Below are 21,813 nucleotides of genomic sequence, written 5' to 3'. Positions count from 1 at the left end.
CGGCGATCGTCGGCTTGCCCAAAGATAGCTATTCCACCCACCCCATTACGCCCCCGTAATCGCGTCCAGCCTCCGCAGGATGCTCGTGAACCGCTTGTCGTCGACACTCAGATACATCGCGAGCGAACCCAGATCCACCGGACCCGTCGCGTGCTTGAGCACCCGCGGGAGTGCGTTGATGACATCGACGAAGTCCGCGATGAACTGCTGGATGCTCGCGATCGGACCGTGGAGCACCCGTGCCAGGTCGGCGGCGATCTCGGCACAGTCTGACCGCACGTGCAGCGCCCGCGCACGTTCCGACAGTTCCAGGAACTGCTCCAGAAAATCCATCAGGCGATTCGCGATGTGCTTGATCGCCTCCGGATCCGCGTCCTCGTCGCTGCGCCCGGAGAACGACCCCATGAATGCCGGCGCGGCCATGAAAGCGTCCAACTGCCTTACCGTGGTTAGCATTTCGTCGACCATGCTCACTGCCATGTACCGGAAAGCCCGCGGGGACAACGTCATCCCGCCCGAACTCAGCAGCATCGGGAACCCTAGTTCGCTGTCGCGCAGCCGCGACTGCAGCGGTGCCGCCCGCTGCACCAACACCGACGCGAACACCGCCTGCTCCCAGCCTCTGGGCTTGTCCCGCACCAGTGCGGCCAGCGCGGTCGGTGTGGTCGCCAGTCGTGCGATCGTCGGATCGTCGTCCGCGTCGTCATCCACGTCGAGGTCGGGGGCGTCGGCGACCGTGTTCATCGCCGCGGCGCCGTCCTCACCGTAGATGGCCCGCTTGTCGCCGAGCAGCGTCCACAGCTTCTGCCGCTCGGCCTGACGCGTCCTCTCGAACTCCCGGTGGTAGGCCTCGTCGGCCTCCAGTTCGCGGTCCTCTTCCATCTTCTTCGCGATCCAGTAGATGGCGGCGAACAAGGCCACCAGCACCGCGCCGCCGACGAACCACCAGATGTACTTGATCACGAACCCGACCGCCAAGAGCAGCAACAGGATGGCGCAGAACACCGAGCCGTCGCTCGGCTGCGAACGGGCCACCGGAACCCCTACGCCGTCCGCGCCCGGTTGAACTCACGGGAGAACGTCGCCGCCAGATCCTCGGCGCGTCGGTGATACTCCGCACCGTCAAGAGCGTTGTCGCCCAACGCGTACCGTGACGCCAACCGGGCCAGCGCATCAGCGCCTTCGTTCAACGGTTCACCGCGGTGCCCGGGCACCCACCCCAGCGTGATGCGCTCCCGCTCCTCGAAGATCATCTGCTGCGCGCGCACCAGACCGGGTGTCTTACCGCTCTCCCGGAACACCTGATAGCCCTCGGGAAGCACGAAATCGCCTGCCTTCCAGCGCATCGCCATCCCGATCGCGATTTTGCTGTCGCTGAGCACCGTGATGTCGCGACCGCGCAGCCTCTGCACCGCCGCCCCGATCGCCCGCAACTCGGCGACCAGCACCACCTGCGGGCCGATCAGCTTCTGCGAATGCCGGAAACCCTGCAGCCCGTACTCACCCGTATCCGCCAGCCAGCCGTAGCCGGTGTAGCGGCCGCGCACCGACCCGTCGGTCGCGACGCATACCGGCGGCCCGGGCACCGTCACCTCCCGCAGCCCCGCACACGCGCGGCGCACCAGCGTCTCGTCCGACAGCCGCGGCCGCTCGATCCACACCCCCGGGATCAGCAATGCGACTTCGTCGCGCAGCGCCCACAACGCGCTGCGCACCGGCACCTGCACCACGAACCGGATCCGCTCCGCGTCCGACCCGTCCCGGATCCGGCGGATCGCGTCGAGCACCGCGGTGTCGACCGACTCGGCCTCCACCGTTCCCGACCACCGGTGCCCCTCGGCGCAGGCCGAGTACGCGAACACCGACCGGCCTCGCCCCCCGACTGCCAGGGCCACCGACATCACCGGCCGCGCCCGCGCCGGCACGATGTCGATCGGTCGAGAACTGCCCCCAGGCTTAGGTGCCATCTCCGTCTCCTCCCCAGGTTGGATCGTGGAGCGTCACTGTAGGAGCGGGCACCGACAAGTTCCGGTGGTCGCCCTCGGTCAGCAAACCGCGCCCAGAGCGGTGGGGGTGCCGCATCGCTAGGCTGGGTGGCAGCGCGCGGCGTAGGAACACGCACGGAGCAGCGCCGCCGACGGGTTAAGGATCGACAAGCATGCAGGCCGACAGGGCACAACCACAGGTCATCGACGCGACCGCGCCCGCGACGGATGCACGCCTGCGCCGCAGGCTGCTGCCGGCCCTGATCGCCGCGCCGTTCGCGCTGCTGGCCGTCGTCTACCTCGCCGACCTGGTGTACAGCAAAGACCGAGTAGCGCGGGGGACGACCGCGGCCGGGGTCGCCATCGGCGGGATGACGCTGCGCGACGCCGAGCAACTGCTGCGCGCGACCGTCAGCCCGCGCATCACCCGACCGATCCCCGTCACCGCCGCCGACCAGCGCGCCACCATCGACCCGGAGCCCGCCGGGCTGTCCGTGGACTGGGCCGCCACCGTCGAGCAGGCCGGCGCTCAGCCGCTCAACCCGCTCACCCGGCTGACGTCGCTTTTCACCACCCGGGAGATCGGCGTCGTCTCCACCGCCGACGACGCGGCGCTCACCGCGGCACTCGATGACCTGGACGCCCGCATCGAGCGGGACCCAGCCGAAGGCACCGTGCGCTTCGACGGGGACGAGCCCGTCGCCGTCTACCCGGAGAACGGCCGCCACCTCGACGTCGACGCCGCCGCGGCACTGCTCAAGCGTGACTGGGCCGCCGGCGCCACCATCGACCTCCCTGTCGTCGAATCGGCGCCCCGGACAACGGCGTCCGACGTCGATGCCGCCGTCGCCGACATCGCCGCGCCCGCGGTGTCCGGGCCGCTGATCATCACCGGCGACGACGACGCCCGCGCCACCATCGGAACGGCCGTCATCGCCAGCGCCCTGACGTTCGAAGCCGAGGACGGCGAGATCACCGCCACCGTCGACCGCCACGTCCTCGCCGAAGCGGCACGGCCTCAGCTGGCCGAGTCGGAGACCCCGGTGCGCGAGGCCACCATCGACTTCGCCGCGACACCGGCGCAGAAGGTGCCGTCGCAGGACGGCCGCCGCATCGACTACGACGAGACCCTCCTCGACGTGATGGATGTGCTGACCGACACCAGCGACCGGGAAATCGAGGCCGTCTACGTCGACGACCCGGCCAGCTTCACCACCGCCGACATCGAGGCGCTGGGCCCGGTCGAGGTGATCGGCGAATTCCAGACCTCCGGCTTCTCCGGAGCCTCCGGCGTGAACATCAAACGCGCTGCCGGGGCCATCGACGGCATCGTGGTCGCGCCGGGGGAGACGTTCAGTCTCAACGCCGCCACCAATCCGCGCACCGCGGCCAACGGCTACGTCGAGTCCGGCATCATCCTCAACGGCCGTCCCGACACCGGCGTCGGCGGGGGCGTGTCCCAGGTGGCTACGACGCTGTTCAACGCCGCGTACTTCGCGGGTCTGGAGCTCGTCGAGCACCAGGAGCACAGCTACTACATCAGCCGCTATCCGGCGGGCCGGGAGGCCACCGTGTTCGGCGACGAGATCGACGTGAAGTTCCGCAACGACGGGCCCACCCCGGTGCAGATCCAGACGGTGTGGACGTCGGGGTCGATCACCGTGCGAATCCTCGGGATCAAACGCTACGAGGTGTCCTCGGCGCAGAGCCCGCGATCGAAACCGACCAGCCCGCGCACCATCACCATCCCGGCCGGCGAATCGTGCAGCGCCAGCGGCGGCGCACCGGGATTCACCATCACCGACACCCGCACCCTGCGCGACATCGCCACCGGCGACACCCGCACCGAATCGCACACCGTGCGGTACGACCCGATCCCGAAGGTGGTGTGCGGGGGCTGAATACGGGCCGTGCGCGGCAGTCACGCCATTCGAAGCGTCTCGATCGGTTGCCCCGTGATGTCAGCGATCAGGCTGAAATCCTTGTCAACGCTGAGGACCGTCAGCCCGGACATTTCCGCTGTGGCTGCGATCAACAGGTCGGGAATCGACGGTGCCCGATGCTGTCCGCGGTCAGCCAAGTTGAGTTGTATCTCGCGGGCGCGATCCTCGATGGCCGGCGTGAGGTACTCGATCGGCATGAGCACCAAGGGCGGCGACATCACTTCGGAGTGCGCCTCCGCTGCTGTGCGGAACGAATAGCCAATTTCGAGGCGGGTCACCGTGCTGATGCGGACCAGTCCGCGTTCGATGCGCTGCATCCAGGCATCGACGTCGGGTGAGTCCGCGAGCCGCGTGTACGCCGACTTATCGATCAGCCATGGCCTCACCGCCACGCTCGGTCCATCACCTCGGGGTTATCGAGGTCGGAGGCCGCGCGCGCCGCGCGGCGGAGATCGTCGATCGTCAACCCACGGCGAGGTTCGCCGTGAGGGCGTTCGGCCTCGAAGCGTCGCCTGAGGTACTCCTGCCGCGACAGGCCCTGTGCCGCGGCGGTGGCGTCGATATGAGCCACGGCGGCGTCCGACAAATCTCTGATCAATATGTCTGCCATCCGACTGACCTCCCGATATCACTGATATCGTACGCGGTTCTGCGCGGGCGACGCGGTGGGACCGTGTGATGCGCGGGCCCTTGCGCCTACACCCGTCCGGTGCGGATAAGGTTCGCGGCATGCCTTCTGCGGGACCGTTGTCCGGAGTGAAAGTCGTCGACCTGACCGCGGTCGTCGCGGGGCCGTACTGCACCCAGATGATGGCCGACATGGGCGCCGACGTCGTCAAAGTCGAGGCGCCGCAGGGCGACAACGCGCGCTTCATCTCCGTCGGTCCCGAGCCTGGCCTCAGCGGCGTGTTCACCAACGTCAACCGCGGCAAGCGCAGCGTGGTCCTCGACCTGCAGACCGAGGTCGGCAAGGACGCGCTGCGCCGGCTGGTCGCGCAGGCCGACGTCTTCATCCACTCGATGCGCGCCGCCGCGATCGCCAAGCTCGGCTTCGACTATCCGGCCGTCGCCGCGCTCAACCCGTCGATCGTCTACACCAACTGCTACGGCTACGGCCGCAGCGGCCCCTACGCGGCGAGACCCGCCTACGACGACACCATCCAAGCCGAGTGCGGACTGGCCGCCGTGCAGGAAGAACTCACCGGCACAGCCGGATACGTCGGATCGATCATGGCCGACAAGGTCTGCGGGCTGACCGCGCTCAACGCGACCATGATGGCGCTGTTCCACCGGGCCCGCACCGGCGAGGGCCAGGAAGTCGAAGTGCCGATGTTCGAGACGATGGCGGCGTTCATGTTGGTCGAGCACGCCAACGGCGCGATGTTCGACCCGCCCCTGGGGCCCGCGCTCTATCCCCGCACGGTCGCCCGCAACCGCCGCCCTTACCCGACCCGTGACGGTCACATCGCCGCGCTGATCTACAACGACAAGCAGTGGCATGCTTTTGTCGATGCGGTGCAACCGGATTGGGATGCCGACCGCTACGCGACGATGGCCGCCCGCGCCGCCGACATCGACACCGTCTACGGCCTGATCGGCGATGTCCTGCGCACCCGGACCACCGTCGAGTGGCTGGCGTTGTTCGACGAGCTCGGCATCCCGGCCTCGTCGTTGCGCAGCACCGACGACCTGTTCACCGATCCGCACCTGGAGGCCGTCGGCTTCTTCGAAACCGTCGAGACCGAGCACGGTCCCGTGCGGTTTCCCGGTGTCCCGACCGGCTTCTCCCGCACACCCGGACGGATTCGAGGCAGCGCACCCCGGCTGGGGGAGCACACCGCCGAGGTGCTCGCCGAGCTCGGCGTCACACCGACGAATTAGGCTGGCAAGACCAGGGATCCGTGCGTCACTTGGGCGGGCAGTACGTCATGTTCGCGAGGACGACGAAGTCCGCGGCGCTTTCCCAGTCCATATCAGAGTTGGCAGCCATCACGTAGCCGGCAAGCTGCGAATGCGGTGTGCCGAGATCGAGCTGCCGGCATACGGCATAGGCGTCTTGAATGGTCCCGTACGAATTGAAGACCGTGATCCCCACCTGCTGCAGCCGGTTGAGGAACGCGGCATCCTGGGGCGCCGCGCCCGCGGGTGCGGCGAGGCCCGTCGCCGCGGTCACCGCCAGCCCCGCGAGGGCGCCGAGCGTTGTGGAGATCTTCATGTCATCCCTGTATCTGCAGCCGTAGACGGGCTGGCAAACAACCTGTGGTCCGGTGCCGTTCGTTGTCGGAGCGTATCTGTGGGCAAGCGTAGCTCCGATGTGTGACAGCGCCCAACCACTCGGTGGCACAGGCGCAGCGAAGGTTGCAGACGGAAGGGAACGCGACGTTACATGGCGCGCTGCACCCCGGCGTGTAACGCTACGGCGGGCCCGTGCGACAGAAGAGATCGCCGACACGGTGCAGGTTCACTGCGTCGCGGGGAATCGGGGAGGCTTCCGGCATCGTCACGCTGACGAGGGGTTGAGCGTGACGAATGTGACTCATGGTGCTGATCGGGCAATTGATGCTTGATTGCGGCAATGTCACGGGACATCCCCGATTCCCTTTGTCGGTGGGGAGGCGGATGATCAGTCTCACGGAGTCGGATCGGAGCGCGCTCACTGGTTGAGGGCAAACAGTGAGCGCATGCGAGGGGGAGGCGTCGCGCACTGCGGCGCGCAGGACGGGGTGAGGTGCAGCCTCACACCCGGGTGAGATTGCGGGGGATCGAAGTGAGTGGTGAGTTCGACGGGACACCGTTGGTGGTCTGTCCGCAGGGGCACGCCAACGCCTGGCATTACCGTTTCTGCGGGCAGTGTGGTTCGCCGATCGGCGCCGTGGCCTATCCCGACGACGGGGTGGTCGAGTCGACGTCCCTTCCCCGGCGCCGCGGGTGGCTGATCGGCGGCGTGGTCGCGGCGGTGTCTGTGGTCGCCGCCGCCGTCACGGCCGGGGTGCTGCTGGTGGGCTCCTCGACCGACGAGGCGGCCGTCCCACAGACCGGCGGATTTACGGCCGGGACGGCCAATCCGGCCGCCGCCGTCCCGACCTGCGCGACGGCGCCGCTGGTGCAGGCCGAGTCTGTCGACATGACCCCCGACGGACTGACCGTCGACGCCGCATTCATGTCGCAGTGCCCGGGCGGTAACACCGAGACCGCGTCGTCGGCGCGGATCACCGTCGCCGACGGGCAGCGCGACATCGCAGCCGGCCTTTTCGACTTCTCCGCGTCACCGTTGACGATGAAGCCCGGCGAGACGGTCCGCCGAACGCTGGTGTTCCCGGCCGGGATGTACTGGCGCACCACCGAGATGTTCTCCGGTGCACCACAGCTCGTCTTCCATTCCGGTGACGACACCGAGGTGACGAGTGCTTCGTCGACGGTGGGGTCGCAACGCGTGGTCGCGCACACGGTCGCCGAACCGGAACACGGCAGTATCGACGGGGTGGCCGAAGCGGTGTTGCGTGAGCTGCGGGATGCCGACTATGCGTACGTATCCGGGTCGCTCGCGAATCGCTGGATACCGCAGATCAGTGCGAAGAAGGCGGGTCTGGTCGTCGATGGCCGGACACTGACCAGTACCGACGTGCTGCGCAATCACCTTGCGCTGCGGGACAAGTACAGCAATGTGCGGCTGCTGTCCTCGGGTCAATGGACGACGTTCAGTTCGGGGGATTTCTGGGTGACCGTCGTCGGGCAGCCGAAACTCTCGCCGGCCGAGGCCAATGCGTGGTGCGACGCGCAGAGGATCCGCGTCGACGACTGTTTCGCCAAATTCGTCAGCTCGCTGTTCGGTGTCGAGGGCACCACGGCGTACCGGAAGTGAGTGGGGGCAGCGAGATGAGCTTTTGCGTGTTCTGCGGCGGTGCGCTCACCGACGCGATGCACTGCAATTCGTGCGGCGCGGTCAACGTCGGCGGCACTTGGCACGAATCCGCGTACACGCCGTCGGGTGGGACGGGCGGTGGTTGGCAGCCGGATCCGGCGGGCCGACACGAGGGCCGGTACTTCGTCGGCGGCCAGCCCACCGATCTGGTCCGCGACGGCAGTGTCGAAGGACTCGACGCGATGGGTAGGCAACAACTGGATAGTGCTGTCGCCGAGCCGGTTTCGGCCAATGCGAACCCGCACAAGCGGCGGCAGCGAGTGCTCGTCTCCGCCGTTGTAGCGGTGCTCGCCGTCACCGGTGCCGGTATCGGAGCGTATGCGTACCTGACCCGCGACCGGACCACGGCCGACGACCGCTATCTCGTGGCTCTGAAGCAATCGGGATATTCGGCGGAATTCAACTCCGACGCGAACGCCGTCGCGCACGGCAAGCAGGTCTGCCGGACCCTTGACGAAGGCGGGCCCCAGCAGGGGATGCCGGCTGACGAAGTCGCGGTGCAGTACTTCTGTCCTCAGTTTGTCGAGGGGTTTCACGTGCTCGAGACGGCGACGATCACCGGAAGCTTCACCCTCAACGACGAGGACCCGAACCCGTACCTCCCGGCGATCGAGGTGGACGGATCGTCGTGCGTCGGGGCGGGCGGGTTCGCCGACGTCCATCCGGGGACACCGGTCACGGTGAAGAACGGCAAGGGTGAGATCCTCACCACGACCTATCTCGAGGACGGTCAGGGCGGGCGCTTCCGGTGCACGTTCGGCTTCAGCTTCGAGGTGACCGAAGGCCAGGACCGCTACGTGGTGGCGGTCGGCAAGCGCGGGGAGTTGAGCTATTCGTTTGCCGATCTGCGGGTCGCAGGAGTGGCGCTGACCCTGGGCTGACCCGCCCCCAGCAACGAATCCGGAGCCGAAACCGTCCTCCCCGGCTCGCCGATGGCGGCGGGGGAACCCATAATCCGCCGATTTCAAACTGTGACCTTCATCACGCTTCTGGCGCCATAAGCCCAGCTCAGCGCTTGATGTGCGACAAAGTCGCCTGGATGGCAAGGTCTCAATGCTTTTACGGTCTTGCTAATTTTTGGACGAAACCCTCGCTCCGTTTTAACGGGTAAGAAAATATTGACTCCCAGCGTGGCTACGGGGTGGCCCGCGGGGGAAGGCTTTACATGAGTTACGCAAGAAACGTCGGGCGCGTTGGTGCGCTCGCGATAGCGCTCGGCGTCGGCATCGGGCTGGGCGCCGCGCCCGTCATCGCATCCGCCGACGACACGGCTGCCAGCAGCAGCTCCTCCGCCGACAACTCGCCCTCCCGCGAGGCCAAGAAGTCCTCCGCCGACCGCGACGACGAGAACAGCGCCCCCACGACCGCGAAGGCCGCGTCCGACGACGACGCCGAGTCGGTAACCCCGCGCCGGTCCCGCAACAAGCCGATGCTGTCGAGCGTCGAACGCGACGAGCGCGCCGCCGACGACGACGCGCCCGCCGACGATGACGCACCAGCCGAGTCCGACGACGCACCGGTCGATGCCCCGTCCGACGACACCACCGCGCCGGCCCCCGCCGCCGAGCCGCCCGCGCCAGAGCCCGCCGACACCGTCTCGGTGCCCGTGCCCGACAAAGCGGCACCGACCCCGGACACCGCGACCGTGCCGTCCGCTCCGGCGCAGACCACGTCGCTGTGGGTGCTGCTGTCCGCGGCGTGGCGCCAAGTCGGCCGCTCCGACATCGGCCTGACTCCGGCCAAACCGGCGGTACCCCACAAGCCCGGCGCCACCGTGCCGGAAACCCCGGTGGTCCCGCAGGTTCCGGACGTCCCGGCCACCACACCCGTCAATGTCGCACCCGTCGTCGATCCGGCCGTGCACACTCCCGGCTGGTTCGGCTCGGTCTGGGGTCGCGTCAACGCCACCGACCCCGACGGCGACCGCCTTGTCTACCGGGCCGACCCCGCGACCAAAGGCACTGTGTCGGTGTCTCGTTGGGGCCGGGTCATCTACACCCCGACCGTCGCCGCGCGCCGTGCCGCGGGTGCCGCCGACGCGACCGCGGCGGACAAGACCGACACCTTCACCATCACCGTCGACGACGGCAGCGGCAACGTGGTCGCCGTCCCGGTCACGGTCACGATCAAACCGCTCAAGACGCTGGCCTCGCGCACCCCGACCGTCCCCAAGGACCGGACACCGGCCGACGCCCAGAACCCGATGCCGCCCGCCGAACAGGGTGACGGCAGGGTCGTCATCACCATCGGCGGGCTCGGCACCAAGCCGGAGGACACCGGCGACTACCTCCAGGGCTACGCGAAAGCCGAAGGCAATACCTGGATTCCGCTCGCATATCCCGCCGCGGCGCGACAGAGTTCGATCACCGAGGGCGCGGCCAACCTCGACCGGCTGCTGCGCACCACCACCGGAGTGATCGACGTGATCGCGATGTCGCAGGGCGCGCAGGTCGTCGGCGAATGGCTGTCGACGTACGCGTCCTTGCACGACGCGCCGCCCGCCGACCGGATCCGGTTCACGCTGCTGGGCAACCCGGGTCGCGCGCTCGGCGCCAACCCGGACCGGTTGGGCTGGAACGGATTACGGATCGCATTGACCCCCGAGAACACGGCGTACACCGTCCGCGACATCGCCCAGCGTTGGGACGGCTGGGCGAACTGGGAGAACTGGCCCAGCCTGCAGCGGGTGGCCGAAGACGTGGTCCGCCTGTTCGTCGGGATGTTCACCGACCACTCAGGCGCCTACGACGACGTCGACGTGACGACGCTCGAAGTCCGGGCGGTCGTCGGAAACACCACCTACTACGTGGCGGTCTAGAACCTGACCATGCAGGCCCCTGGCCTGCGCACCACAAATACATTGCGCGCAATTTAATTGCGCGCTACTCTCAATACCGTGCATGCCGCCCGACTCGACGACCAGCTCTGCTTCGCCCTTTACACGGCGCAGCGGACAGTGACGGCCGCCTATCGGCCGCTGCTCGACGAACTCGGCATCACCTATCCCCAGTACCTCGTGCTGTTGGTGCTGTGGGAGGACGGCCCCTGCTCGGTCAGCTACCTCGGGGAGCGGCTACAGCTCGACTCGGGCACCCTCTCGCCGCTGCTGAAGCGGCTCGAAGCCGTCGGCCTGGTGGCCCGCCGCCGCTCGGCCGACGACGAGCGTCGCGTCGAGGTGTCGCTCACCGAGGCGGGCACGCGCCTGGAGGAGCGGGCGGCCTGTGTCCCCGAACGTCTGCTGGCCGGTTTCGGAGCGTCCGAAGCCGAGCTCGCCGAGTTGCGGGATGCGTTGAAACACCTTGTGCGACACATGCAAGAACCCCACGAAAGGAACCCCTGATGAAGACTCTCTACACCGCGGAAGCACTGGCCACCGGTGAAGGCCGCGACGGCCACGGGCGCACCTCTGACGGCAAAGTCGATGTCACGCTGAGCATTCCGAAGGAGATGGGCGGCACCGGCGTCGGCACCAACCCGGAACAGCTGTTCGCGATCGGCTACGCGGCGTGCTACCACTCGGCGCTGCGCCTGGTCGCACGCCAGCAGAAGGCCGACGTCTCCGATTCGGCCGTGGGCGCGAAGGTGACCCTCGGTTCCAACGACGACGGCGCGTTCGGACTGGCCGTCGAGCTGGAGATCACGCTGCCCAACGTCGACCCCACCACCGCGCAGCAGCTGGCCGAGGCCGCACACCAGGTGTGCCCGTATTCCAACGCGACCCGCGGCAACATCGACGTGAAGCTGACCATCACCGACGACTGACCGTTTCGCGTTTCGGCTGATCGCACGTCAAATTTGCCCCGTTCGGCAACCTGGGAGCGGGCTGTCTATCCATTCAGCGAAGTAAATGATGGCGCCCGCCGGATTTTTGCAGGCTGTATCAAGTAATCGCCGGAGCCGAACAAGAGCGCTGGATGTAAAGGTCGGTTTATGATCCTTTGCTATGCGTGTCGATGAGGCGGGCGAACGCCTCATGGCGGATCCGCCCGGGGTGCCGGGCGACCTGGTGCGCACGCTGCTGGGCGTCCTGCGCCAGCGTCTCGGCCTCGACACCGCGTGGCTGTCCTCGTTCCAGGACGGCACCCAGACCATCGAAGTCCTCGACGGGGACGCCGAATCGCTCGGACTGACCCCGGGCACGCGCACGCCGCTGTCGGAGACCTACTGCGTGCGCGTCATCGACGGGCGGCTGCCCAACGTCGTACCCGACACCAAAGCCAACCAGACCACCGCCGCGATGGCGGTCACCCAGAGACCAGGGATGGCCGCCTATGTCGGCGCGCCGGTCATCGGCCACGCGGGCGCGGCGGGGATGGTCTGCCTGGTCAGCGGCGAGCCGAAACCCTATCTCGGCGAAGACGATCTGAAACTGGTCAAGCAGGTCGCCGACCTGATCGGCGCGCTGATCGAAACTCCGGGGCGGCGGTCGGACTCCGTCGACCGGCGCCACGTGATCCGCCGCGTCGTCGCCGAGAACGATTTCGAGGTGGTGTTCCAGGCGGTCCACGACGTCACCGACGGCAAGGTCGTCGGCCTCGAGGCGCTCTCCCGGTTCCACTGCGAGCCGTTCCGCCCCGACGCGTTCTTCGAACTTGCCGCCCAGATGGGGCTCGGCGTCGAACTGGAGATGGCGATCGTGCGGCGTGTGCTGGCGCTGATGCCGCAGCTGCCGCCCGACGTGTTCGTCGCGATCAATGTGTCCCCGGCCGCGGCGATGGCGGCTCCGTGGACCGAGCTGCTGCAGGACGTCGACCCGGCCCGCATCGTCCTCGAGATCACCGAACACGACGCCGTGCAGAACTACGCCGCGCTCGACGACGCGCTGGAAACCTGTCGGTCGCACGGGGTGCGGGTGGCCGCCGATGACGTCGGTGCCGGGTTCGCGTCGTTCTCCCACGTGCTGGAGCTGGCCCCGGAGTTCGTCAAGATCGACCATTCGATCATCCGCCACATGGACGTCGACGACGCCCGCCGCCGGCTCGCCCACGCGATCGCCGACTTCGCCGGCCAGATCGGCGCCATGGTGATCGCCGAGGGTGTGGAGAGCCAGAGCGAACTCGACGCGGTCAACGCCGCGGGGATCACCTGGGCGCAGGGCTTTTTCCTGAGCCGCCCCCGATCGCACGAACACGGCTTCCCCGCCGCGGTGACCACCGCCGAACCGGTCGACTCGGTGGACGCCGCGGTCGACCTGTTGGGGGAGCGGCGCTTCGAGCTGGCCCTGGCCCACTCGCCGATCGGGATGGCCGTCGTCGGTCTCGACGGATCATTCCTGCGCACCAACCGGGCGCTGCGCGCGATGCTCGGCTACAGCCGACGGGCCATGTCGCAGATGACCTTTCAGGACATCACCCACCCCGACGACCTGGATCTGGACCTGTCGCTGGTCAACGAATGCCTGGACGGCCGGCGCCGGTCGTACCGGATCGACAAGCGCTACCTCGCCGCCGACGGCAGCATCGTGTGGTGCGCGCTGACCGCGGTTCTGGTGCACGCGCCCCGGGATCAGCCGCGCTGCTTCGTCTCCCAGATCGTCGACGTGACCGCCGACCGGGTGCGCGAAGCCGAACTGGCCCGCCGCGCCACCACCGACCCGCTCACCGCGATCGCGAACCGGTCGGCGGCGTGGGCCCGGCTGGAACAACTCGACGCCGACGGCGCCGGGTACGGGGTGCTGTTCTGCGACATCGAGCGGTTCAAGTCGGTCAACGACCGGCACGGCCACCACGCCGGCGACCGGCTACTGGTCGAGGTCGCCGACCGGCTGCACGCCGCGGTGCAGCCGTTCGACCTGGTGGCACGCTGGGGCGGCGACGAATTCCTGATCGTCACCCCCCGCGCCGACCATCGCGTGCTGGAAGGCCTGGCAGACCGGATCGTGGCGACGGTCGAAGCCGCGCCGATGCGGCTGGGCGGAGGTGTCGAGGAGCCCGTCGCGCTGACTGTCGGCGTCGCGGCGCACCAGGCCGGCGACGACCGCTCGATCGACGACGTGCTCGATCTGGCCGATCATGCCGTCGTCGAGCAGCGACGCCGACGCCCGCGGGTACGCAGGCGGCTGGGAGCGTCGCGGCGGCGCGACTAACGAGCCAGGTGCGCGGCCAGGATCGTCAGCATCTCGTCTACCGTGGAATCCGGCAACGGGTTCTCGTGCGACCCGGCAATCAACACGCCGACGATCGCACCGGCGATCACCCGCCGTTCCAGTTCGCCGGCCGGGGCGTCGGGCCGGCGCGTGAGCGCGTCGGTGATCAGGTCGATCAGCCGGATGTATGCCGAGTAGAGGACTCCCCGGGCCTCGGGAACCTGGTACAGCATCCGCTCGCGGGCGACGGCGGCTTCGCGCTGCTCGGGGCTCAGCGATGCGTATAAGGTCGCGGCGCCGTGCCGGTAGGCCGCGACGATCGGGAGGTCTGCGGGCGCGTTGGCGAACGCTTCGATGATGGGCTCGATGTAGTCGTCGGACAGCAGCAGCGCTTCTTTGACCCCGAAGTAGCGGTAGAACGTGCGCGGTGAGACGTTGGCGGCCTCGGCGATCTGCTCGACGGTGGTGTTGGCGTAACCTTGCCTGTCGAAGAGCCGGAACGCCTCGCGCTGGATGTCCAGACGCGTCTGAACCTTCTTACGCTCCCGCAGCCCCTGCGGTTCCGGTTCTGACACAACGCCAGTGTCCCTCAGATAGCCGTGTTAACCAAAACCCGCTCCGGGTCAGCCCGGCCCCGCCCGCAGTGCTCGCTCAGCGAACTTCAGCACCGGCTCCTCCAATGCCAGGATTGCGTCCGGGTTATCGTCGATAAGCGCGGTGGTTACCATGGCGGAAACGGCGGCGACCAGTGCCTGGCAGGCAAACCGATCGGCTTTGCTGCGTGCCTTGAACACCCGCGCCACCCCGGCCACGAACTCCTGCTGCAGTTCGGCGCGGCGGCGGATCGCCTCCGGACCGGCGGCGTACACCTCCAGCAGGTAGAGCCGGGCGACGCGGGGGTCGAGCGCCATGAATCCGAGGTAGCGGTGCAGCATGACCCCGAACCGTTCCATCGGGGTCCCAGTGGCCGGTACCGCCTGGATCGCTGTCATCGCGTGGCGCTGCATACCGGCGAAACCGGCCATGAAGCAGTCCAGCTTGGAATCGAAATGCTGGTAGAACGTGGCACGCGAGACCCCGGCGTGCTTGATCATGTCGTCGACCGAGGTGCTGTTGTAGCCCTTCGTCCCCATCACGGCCACCAGCGCCTTGAACAGCCGCTGCTTCTGGTGGGCGGTGACCTCGTCACGGCTGAGGCGATGCCGGCCGGATGCGAGCCGCTCGGCCATGCGGCCTCCTTCGATGATTGACACCGAAGTATAGGGCGAGTTCAGCGGGGCTTTCCGGGGCGTCGGCGGCAGCTGCTGAAAAACTGATTCGTTCTTCAAGAACAAAGTTGTTTCTGTAACATTACCCGGGTTACGGGCCGCGAGGCGCCGCCCACCGAGGGGTTGGGCGACAGGGGGAGGGCACGTCGGTTCTGGTGGTCCGGCAGGGGGCGGATCACCAGAACCGGCGCTACGTCCCCCAGGTTCGGAGCTGACGCGCCAGGTCGACGAGGTCGCCGGCGACGATGTGCGGCTGGGGGATGCCGTCCGCTCGCAGGTTGGCGTTGCCGGGCCGGGTGATGAGCGCGCCGCGCATCCCGATCGCCTGCGCGCCGAGGGTGTCCCACACGTGCGCGGCCACCATCACGCAGTCCGCCGCATCGACGGCCAGCTTGTCGCAGACCCGGCGGTAGACGCGCGGATCCGGCTTGAACGCCCGGCACGGGTCGACGCTGAACTGGCGCTCGAACAACCCGCCGAGTCCGGCGTTGTCGAGCGGACTCGGACGGCTCGGATCGGTCGGGGAGTTGGTCAGCGCGATCAACCGGAACCCGCTCTCGCCGAGTTCCCGCAAGCCCGGTGCGACGTCCGCGTGCGCCGGCATCGCCGCCATCGCCGCGGCGAGCTCGTCGACCTGAGCGTCGGTGACGTCGCGACCGCGGATGTCGCCGAGCATCCGGGCGACGGCGCGGCCGAGGGTGAAGAAGTCGACGTAGGAACCGGTGTGCGTCAACGTCATCGAGTACAGCACCAGCTGGTTGAACCACTCCCGCATCACCGCGCGGTCTCCGTAGACCCGCTCGAACACCGGGGTCAGCGCCTCGATGTCGAGCAGCGTCTCGTTGACGTCGAAGACCAGCACCCGTCGTCGATCGCTCTCGTTCATGGAGTCCTTCCCGGCGCCGTGGACAACCGTCGTGAAGCCTACGCCGGCCACTGTTGACCGCGCCGATTCCCGGTCGTAGCCTGAGCCGAACATCCGGGTCGATGACGGCGGTGGCGGCCTTTGAACAACGCGGTGCGGGTCGGCCAGTTGGTGTCGGTGAATATCGGCTTGCCCCAGGATGTTTCGTGGAACGGTCAGCGGGTGCACACCGGCATCTGGAAAGAGCCGACGGCCGGGCCGGCGATGGTGCGTCGCCTGAACATCGACGGGGACGGTCAAGGAGACCTGAACGGGCACGGCGGCGAGAACCGTGCGGTGCTGGTGTACCAGACGCAGGCGTACGACTATTGGAAGTCCCACCTGGGCCGCGACGACCTCACCGCGGGAAGTTTCGGCGAGAACTTCACCGTCGACGGGCTGCCCGACGACGAGGTGTGCATCGGCGATCGCTACCGCATCGGCGACGCCGTGTTCGAGGTGACGCAGCCGAGGGTGACCTGCTTCCGGGTCGGGATGCGGCTGGGCGAGCCGGCGATGCCGAATCTGCTGGTGGCCCATCACCGGCCGGGGTTCTATCTGCGGGTGCTCACCGAGGGCTCGGTATCCGCCGGCGACGACATCCTGCTGGTCGAGCGCGGCCCGCGCGCGCTCTCGGTGGCTGCCGTCGACGCGCTGCTCTACCTCCCCGATCGGGACGTCGACACGCTGCGCAAAGCCGTCGACATCCCCGCGCTCAGCCCAGGCTGGGTGCAGTCGTTCCGGGACCTGCTCACCCCGCCCGAAACGGTGCACGCGGTCGGCTGGAACGGTTTTCGCACGCTGCGGGTGCGCGCCACCCACCGGGAGACCAGCGACGTGCTGTCGGTGCTGCTGGAATCCGGTGACGGCACCGCGCTGCCGGCGGCGACACCCGGTCAGTACCTCACCCTCCGGGTGCCGGGGGCCGGCGCCCCCGCGCCGCTGCGAAGCTATTCGCTCTCAGGCGGTTTCGCCGACGGCACCTACCGGATCAGCATCAAACGCGATGCGCACGGCCTGCTGAGCGCGTGGCTGCACGACCACGTCCGGGCCGGAACGACCCTCGACGCGGCGGCGCCCCGCGGGGAATTCGTGCTGTCCGGCGGTGAGGAGCCGATCGTGCTGTTGTCGGCCGGTATCGGGTGCACACCGGTGCTGGCGATGCTGCACGAGCTGGCAGCGCACAGGTCCGCGCGCCAGGTGGTCTGGGTGCATACGACCCGCGACCGTGCCTCGCACGCGTTCGCCGACGAAGTCGACGAACTGATCGCGTCGCTGCCGTCCGCGGTGCAGCACCTCGTGTACACCGCAGACGGTCCCCGGCTGGGCGCCAACACCCTGGCTGCGATGAACCTGCCGACCGGAGCGGCGGTCTATCTGTGCGGCCCAACAGGTTTCATGGAGCAGATGCGCGAGGCACTGGTAGCCGCCGGAACAGCGCCGTCGGCCGTATACAGCGAATCGTTCGGCGCCCGGTCCCGGATCAATCCCGGTGTTGTCGGCGCGGCGTCGGCCGTCCCGCCGCACGCACCGGCCGGAGAGCCGGGAACCGGTCCCGCGGTGACGTTTGCCCGCAGCGGACTGGCCGCACCCTGGTCGCCGCGCTTCACCAGCCTGCTCGACTTCGCCGAAGCCTGCGACGTCCCGACCCGGTATTCGTGCCGCAGCGGGGTCTGCCACATCTGTGTCACCGACGTGATGTCCGGGGAAACCGATTACGTCCAGCAGCCCCTGGAGGTGCCGCCGGCCGGCTCGGTGCTGATCTGTTCGGCGGTGCCGACAACCGGTGTCGTACTCGACCTCTGAGGCTCAGATCGAGTCGACGTCGCGCACGGCGCCCTTGTCGGCCGACAGCGCCAGCGCCGCGTAGGCACGCAGCGCCGCCGACACCACCCGCTCGCGGTTGCGCGGTTTGTATCCGCCCGCAGCCTCCAATGCCGCACGGCGCCGGTCGAGTTCGTCGTCGGCGACGTCGAGCGCGATGGTGCGGTGCGGGATGTCGACTGTGATCTGGTCACCGTCCTCGACGAGCGCGATGGTGCCGCCGGCGGCCGCCTCCGGGGAGACGTGCCCGATCGACAGGCCCGACGATCCGCCGGAGAACCGCCCGTCGGTCACCAGCGCACACACCTTGCCCAGCCCGCGGCCCTTCAAGAACGAGGTGGGATACAGCATCTCCTGCATGCCCGGACCGCCCTTGGGGCCCTCGTAGCGCACCACGACGACGTCGCCGGGCTGCACCCGCCCGTTCAGGATCGCGTCCACGGCGTCTTCCTGGGACTCGACCACCACGGCCGGACCGGAGAATTTCCAGATCGATTCGTCGACCCCCGCGGTCTTGACGATGCAGCCGTCGGGGGACAGGTTGCCGCGCAGGATCGCCAGCCCGCCGTCCTCCGAATAGGCATGGCGCACATCCCGGATGCATCCCTCTTCGGCGTCGGTGTCCAGCGATTCCCAGCGCTCGGACTGGCTGAACGCCGTCGCCGAACGCACGCAGCCCGGTGCGGCATGGAACAGTTCGATCGCCTCGTCGGACGCCTGCCCACCGCGAACATCCCAGCGGCGCAGCCATTCCGGCAGCGATCCGGCATGCACCGAGTGCACGGTCTCGTGCAGGTGCCCGCCGCGCCACAGCTCGCCCAGGATGGCCGGGATGCCGCCGGCGCGGTGCACGTCCTCCATCAGGTAGTGCCCGTTCGGGGCGACCTTGCACAGACACGGGATCTGCCGGCTGCGCTTCTCGATGTCCTCGAGCGTGTAGTCCAGCTCGGCTTCGCGGGCGGCGGCCAGCAGATGCAGGATCGTGTTCGTCGAGCCGCCCATCGCGATGTCCATCGCCATCGCGTTGTCGAACGCGTCGCGGTCGGCGATCGCGCGCGGCAGCACGCTCGCGTCGTCCTCGTCGTAGTACCGGCGGCACAGGTCCATCACCGTCTCGCCGGCCTTCTCGTACAGCGCGCGGCGCGCCGTGTGGGTGGCCAGCACCGAGCCGTTGCCAGGCAGCGCCAGCCCGAGCGCCTCGGTCAGACAGTTCATCGAGTTCGCGGTGAACATCCCCGAACACGACCCGCACGTCGGGCACGCCGACTCCTCGATGCGCGCCAGATCCGGGTCGGACACCTCGTTGTTGACCGCATCGGCGATCGCGGTGATCAGGTTGAGCCGGGTCCGCACGGTGCCGTCCACCAGCACCGCGGTGCCGCCCTCCATCGGCCCGCCGGAGACGAACACCGTCGGGATGTTCAGCCGCAGCGCGGCCATCAGCATGCCGGGGGTGATCTTGTCGCAGTTGGAGATACACACCATCGCGTCGGCGCAGTGCGCGTTGACCATGTACTCGACCGAGTCGGCGATCAGCTCACGGCTCGGCAGCGAATAGAGCATGCCGCCGTGGCCCATCGCGATGCCGTCGTCGACGGCGATGGTGTTGAACTCACGCGGCACCCCGCCGGCAGCCTTGATCGCCTCCGACACGATGCGCCCGACCGGCTGCAGGTGGGTGTGACCGGGCACGAACTCGGTGAAGCTGTTGGCGACGGCGATGATCGGCTTGCCGATGTCGGCGCTGTCCACCCCCGCCGCGCGCAGCAGCGACCGCGCGCCCGCCATGTTCCGACCGTGGGTGACCGTACGAGACCGCAATTCCGCCATGCCCTCTAGGCTCGTCCTTTTGGGTGTCAGTCGGAAGACGGCGCTGATACTAGTAGTGCGGGTACTACTCTCGGCTCGTGGACAAACGCGCGCGGCAGCGACTCGCCCTCGGGGAGTTCCTGCGCGCGCGGCGCAAGGCGGTGGTGCGCTCTGAGCTGGGCCTGCCGCCGGCGCCGCGGGCCCGCACCAGCGGGCTGCGCCGCGAGGAAGTGGCCGTACAGGCCGGGGTCAGCGTCACCTGGTACACGTGGCTGGAGCAGGGCCGCGACATCAACCCGTCCAAACAGGTGCTCGACGCGGTGGCGGGGGCGCTGCGGCTGTCGCCCGCCGAACACGAGTACGTGCTGGCCCTCGGCGGCTACGCCGTCGACCACGCCGGGTCCGGCGGGCCGCTGCCGGCGCACATCCAGCGCTTCCTCGACGCGCTGGCCGGCTATCCGGCGTTCGCGCTGGCCCCGGACTGGAGTATCGCCGCGTGGAACGCCGCCTACGTCGCGCTGTACCCGAACATCGAGCGCGTCGACCCGGCCGACCGCAACCTGCTGTGGCTGGTGTTCATGGACCCGTACATCCGTGAGCTGCTCCCGGATTGGGACAGCGACAGCCGCCGCTTCCTGGCCGAGTTCCGCGCCGACGCCGGCCCGCGGGTCGGGGAGCCGTCCTACACCGCGCTGGTGTCCCGATTGTCCGAGCAGAGCCCGCATTTCGCCGCGGCGTGGCAGGCGACGAGCATCGAACGGTTCACCTCCCGCGAACGGCTGTTCCGGCATCCGGTCGCCGGGGAGCTGCGCCTCGAACACCACCAGGTGGCACCGGTCGACGTGCCCGACATCCAGATCGTCGCGTACCTACCGGTGCCCGGTTCCGGTGCGGCCGAAGGGCTTCGGCGACTGCTGGGTTAGCGCACGACGATGGTGTGCTCGCCGCGCGGCACCAGCTCGCCGATCACGGGCGCGCCCGGGATCTCGCCGGCGATCAGCAGGCCGCCGGAGGTCTGGGCGTCGGCCAGCAGCAGCGCGTCGTCCTCGCCGACCGCCGACAGGTCGGTGTGCGGGGCGACCCAGTCGAGGTTGCGGCGGGTGCCGCCGCTGACATACCCGGCGGCCAGCGCGTCTCGGGCCCCGTCGAGATACGGAACCGCCGCCGCGTCGATCACCGCGGTCACCCCGCTGGCGCGGGCCATCTTGTACAGATGCCCGAGCAAACCGAACCCCGTGACGTCCGTCGCGCACTCGACCCCGGCCCGCAGCGCGGCCGTCGACGCCTGCGCGTTCAGCGTCGTCATCGCGTCGATCGCGTGCTCGAACCGCTCCCCGGTGGACTTGTGCCTGCTGTTGAGCACCCCGATCCCGAGCGGTTTGGTCAGCGACAGCGGCATACCCGGCCTGCCCGCGTCGTTGCGCAGCAGCCGCGCCGGGTCGGCGATGCCGGTGACGGCCAGGCCGTACTTCGGTTCGGGATCGTCGACGCTGTGCCCGCCGGCCAGGTGGGTGCCCGCCGCCCCGCACACGTCCAACCCACCGCGCAGCACCTCGGCGGCCAACTCGAACGGCAGCGTGTCGCGCGGCCAGCCCAGCAGGTTCACCGCGACCACCGGGCGCCCACCCATCGCGTACACGTCCGACAGCGCGTTGGTCGCCGCGATGCGGCCCCAGTCGTACGCGTCGTCGACGACCGGGGTGAAGAAGTCCGTCGTCGCGATCAGCGCGGTGCCGCCGTCGATTCGCACCGCGGCCGCGTCGTCGCCGTCGTCGAGCCCGACCAGCAGCTCACCCAGCGGGTCCGTCGGGCGGGCGTGGGTCAGGCCGCGGACCACCTCCTCCAGCTCGCCGGGTGGGATCTTGCACGCGCAGCCGCCGCCGTGCGCGTACTGGGTCAGACGGAAACTCTCCAGGGTGGCCATGGCTTCCATGCTGCCCTGTCATGATGGGCCCATGGGTCAGGGAGGCGTATTCGGTCTGGTGACCGGCACGATCTTCAAAATCGCTGAGCGGCAGTTGCTGTCGCTGGCGGGTTCGATTCCCGTCCGCCTCCGCCATAGTCCACGCGAAT

20 protein-coding genes and 1 tRNA gene are annotated in these 21,813 nt (G+C 68.7%); 11 read left to right on the top strand and 10 right to left on the bottom strand.

The genetic code is table 11. The features are described from left to right. Positions 1-45: 45 nt before the first annotated feature. A complete protein-coding gene (locus NTM_RS02290) occupies positions 46-1,035 on the bottom strand; it encodes a hypothetical protein (protein WP_163765319.1) in 990 nt (329 codons plus the stop codon). 8 nt (positions 1,036-1,043) lie between these two features. After that, the gene (locus NTM_RS02285; RefSeq protein ID WP_163765318.1) at positions 1,044-1,967 is read right to left on the bottom strand and encodes an RNase H family protein; all 924 of its coding nucleotides are present in this window, start codon (positions 1,965-1,967) and stop codon (positions 1,044-1,046) included. Between the two features lie 191 nt (positions 1,968-2,158). Between NTM_RS02285 and NTM_RS02280 the strand changes: the two genes are divergently transcribed. Next, positions 2,159-3,886: a VanW family protein gene (locus NTM_RS02280; protein WP_163765317.1), complete on the top strand. Its 1,728-nt coding sequence runs from the start codon at positions 2,159-2,161 to the stop codon at positions 3,884-3,886. Between the two features lie 20 nt (positions 3,887-3,906). On the opposite strand, the gene NTM_RS02275 is transcribed toward NTM_RS02280, so the two are convergent. Both NTM_RS02275 and vapB read right to left on the bottom strand, forming a co-directional pair. After that, positions 3,907-4,320 (bottom strand): PIN domain nuclease, encoded by a 414-nt coding sequence (locus NTM_RS02275; RefSeq protein WP_163765316.1) that lies wholly within the window; start codon positions 4,318-4,320, stop codon positions 3,907-3,909. Further along, positions 4,311-4,538, bottom strand: coding sequence for a type II toxin-antitoxin system VapB family antitoxin (gene vapB, locus NTM_RS02270; RefSeq protein WP_083145609.1), 228 nt, complete (start codon positions 4,536-4,538; stop codon positions 4,311-4,313). The genes NTM_RS02275 and vapB overlap by 10 nt, the downstream gene beginning before the upstream one ends. Before the next feature lie 119 nt (positions 4,539-4,657). Here vapB and NTM_RS02265 point away from each other — a divergent pair, with 119 nt between their 5' ends. Further along, positions 4,658-5,809: a CaiB/BaiF CoA transferase family protein gene (locus NTM_RS02265; RefSeq protein ID WP_163765315.1), complete on the top strand. Its 1,152-nt coding sequence runs from the start codon at positions 4,658-4,660 to the stop codon at positions 5,807-5,809. Positions 5,810-5,834: 25 nt separating this feature from the next. Here the strand turns inward: NTM_RS02265 and NTM_RS02260 are convergent, their stop codons facing one another. Next, the gene (locus tag NTM_RS02260; RefSeq protein WP_163765314.1) at positions 5,835-6,143 is read right to left on the bottom strand and encodes a DUF732 domain-containing protein; all 309 of its coding nucleotides are present in this window, start codon (positions 6,141-6,143) and stop codon (positions 5,835-5,837) included. A gap of 552 nt (positions 6,144-6,695) precedes the next feature. Here NTM_RS02260 and NTM_RS02255 point away from each other — a divergent pair. The 6 genes from NTM_RS02255 (at position 6,696) to NTM_RS02230 (ending at position 13,935) form a co-directional block, all read left to right on the top strand. Next, positions 6,696-7,790: a zinc ribbon domain-containing protein gene (locus NTM_RS02255; protein WP_163765313.1), complete on the top strand. Its 1,095-nt coding sequence runs from the start codon at positions 6,696-6,698 to the stop codon at positions 7,788-7,790. Positions 7,791-7,804: 14 nt separating this feature from the next. Then, complete coding sequence (locus NTM_RS02250; protein ID WP_163765312.1) at positions 7,805-8,731, top strand: DUF732 domain-containing protein; 927 nt, start codon at positions 7,805-7,807, stop codon at positions 8,729-8,731. 284 nt (positions 8,732-9,015) lie between these two features. Then, positions 9,016-10,668, top strand: a complete 1,653-nt coding sequence (locus tag NTM_RS02245; RefSeq protein ID WP_163765311.1) for a PE-PPE domain-containing protein — start codon at positions 9,016-9,018, stop codon at positions 10,666-10,668. Between the two features lie 78 nt (positions 10,669-10,746). Further along, on the top strand, positions 10,747-11,190 hold the full coding sequence (locus NTM_RS02240; protein ID WP_163765310.1) for a MarR family winged helix-turn-helix transcriptional regulator: 444 nt from the start codon (positions 10,747-10,749) through the stop codon (positions 11,188-11,190). Further along, a complete protein-coding gene (locus tag NTM_RS02235) occupies positions 11,190-11,612 on the top strand; it encodes an organic hydroperoxide resistance protein (protein WP_163765309.1) in 423 nt (140 codons plus the stop codon). The genes NTM_RS02240 and NTM_RS02235 overlap by 1 nt, the downstream gene beginning before the upstream one ends. Before the next feature lie 181 nt (positions 11,613-11,793). Then, the gene (locus NTM_RS02230; protein WP_232079596.1) at positions 11,794-13,935 is read left to right on the top strand and encodes an EAL domain-containing protein; all 2,142 of its coding nucleotides are present in this window, start codon (positions 11,794-11,796) and stop codon (positions 13,933-13,935) included. On the opposite strand, the gene NTM_RS02225 is transcribed toward NTM_RS02230, so the two are convergent. The 3 genes from NTM_RS02225 to NTM_RS02215 all read right to left on the bottom strand — a co-directional run bounded on the left by NTM_RS02225 (position 13,932) and on the right by NTM_RS02215 (position 16,089). Next, on the bottom strand, positions 13,932-14,510 hold the full coding sequence (locus tag NTM_RS02225; protein ID WP_163765308.1) for a TetR family transcriptional regulator: 579 nt from the start codon (positions 14,508-14,510) through the stop codon (positions 13,932-13,934). The two genes, NTM_RS02230 and NTM_RS02225, sit on opposite strands and share 4 nt — an antisense overlap. Positions 14,511-14,558: 48 nt before the next feature. Beyond that, on the bottom strand, positions 14,559-15,164 hold the full coding sequence (locus tag NTM_RS02220; RefSeq protein ID WP_163765307.1) for a TetR/AcrR family transcriptional regulator: 606 nt from the start codon (positions 15,162-15,164) through the stop codon (positions 14,559-14,561). 229 nt (positions 15,165-15,393) lie between these two features. Then, positions 15,394-16,089 carry a haloacid dehalogenase type II gene (locus NTM_RS02215; protein WP_104862202.1) on the bottom strand — a complete coding sequence of 232 codons (696 nt, stop codon included), beginning with the start codon at positions 16,087-16,089 and terminating at the stop codon, positions 15,394-15,396. Between the two features lie 120 nt (positions 16,090-16,209). Between NTM_RS02215 and NTM_RS02210 the strand changes: the two genes are divergently transcribed. Then, a complete protein-coding gene (locus tag NTM_RS02210; RefSeq protein ID WP_232079595.1) occupies positions 16,210-17,913 on the top strand; it encodes an MOSC and FAD-binding oxidoreductase domain-containing protein in 1,704 nt (567 codons plus the stop codon). A gap of 3 nt (positions 17,914-17,916) precedes the next feature. Here the strand turns inward: NTM_RS02210 and ilvD are convergent, their stop codons facing one another. Continuing rightward, positions 17,917-19,761 (bottom strand): dihydroxy-acid dehydratase, encoded by a 1,845-nt coding sequence (gene ilvD, locus NTM_RS02205; RefSeq protein ID WP_163765306.1) that lies wholly within the window; start codon positions 19,759-19,761, stop codon positions 17,917-17,919. A 77-nt stretch (positions 19,762-19,838) separates the two neighbouring features. On the opposite strand from ilvD, the gene NTM_RS02200 reads away from it, so the two are divergent. Continuing rightward, positions 19,839-20,663 (top strand): helix-turn-helix transcriptional regulator, encoded by an 825-nt coding sequence (locus tag NTM_RS02200; RefSeq protein WP_163765305.1) that lies wholly within the window; start codon positions 19,839-19,841, stop codon positions 20,661-20,663. On the opposite strand, the gene selD is transcribed toward NTM_RS02200, so the two are convergent. Further along, the gene (gene selD, locus NTM_RS02195; RefSeq protein WP_163765304.1) at positions 20,660-21,664 is read right to left on the bottom strand and encodes a selenide, water dikinase SelD; all 1,005 of its coding nucleotides are present in this window, start codon (positions 21,662-21,664) and stop codon (positions 20,660-20,662) included. The two genes, NTM_RS02200 and selD, sit on opposite strands and share 4 nt — an antisense overlap. A gap of 40 nt (positions 21,665-21,704) precedes the next feature. Between selD and NTM_RS02190 the strand changes: the two genes are divergently transcribed. Further along, a tRNA-Sec gene (locus tag NTM_RS02190) sits at positions 21,705-21,799 on the top strand. Positions 21,800-21,813: the final 14 nt, after the last annotated feature.

Origin of the sequence: Mycolicibacterium parafortuitum, from assembly GCF_010725485.1 — a bacterium.
Taxonomy (GTDB): Bacteria; Actinomycetota; Actinomycetes; order Mycobacteriales; family Mycobacteriaceae; genus Mycobacterium.
Note: the sequence above shows the minus strand (reverse complement) of the source record. Positions and strands in the feature narration are given on the sequence as shown.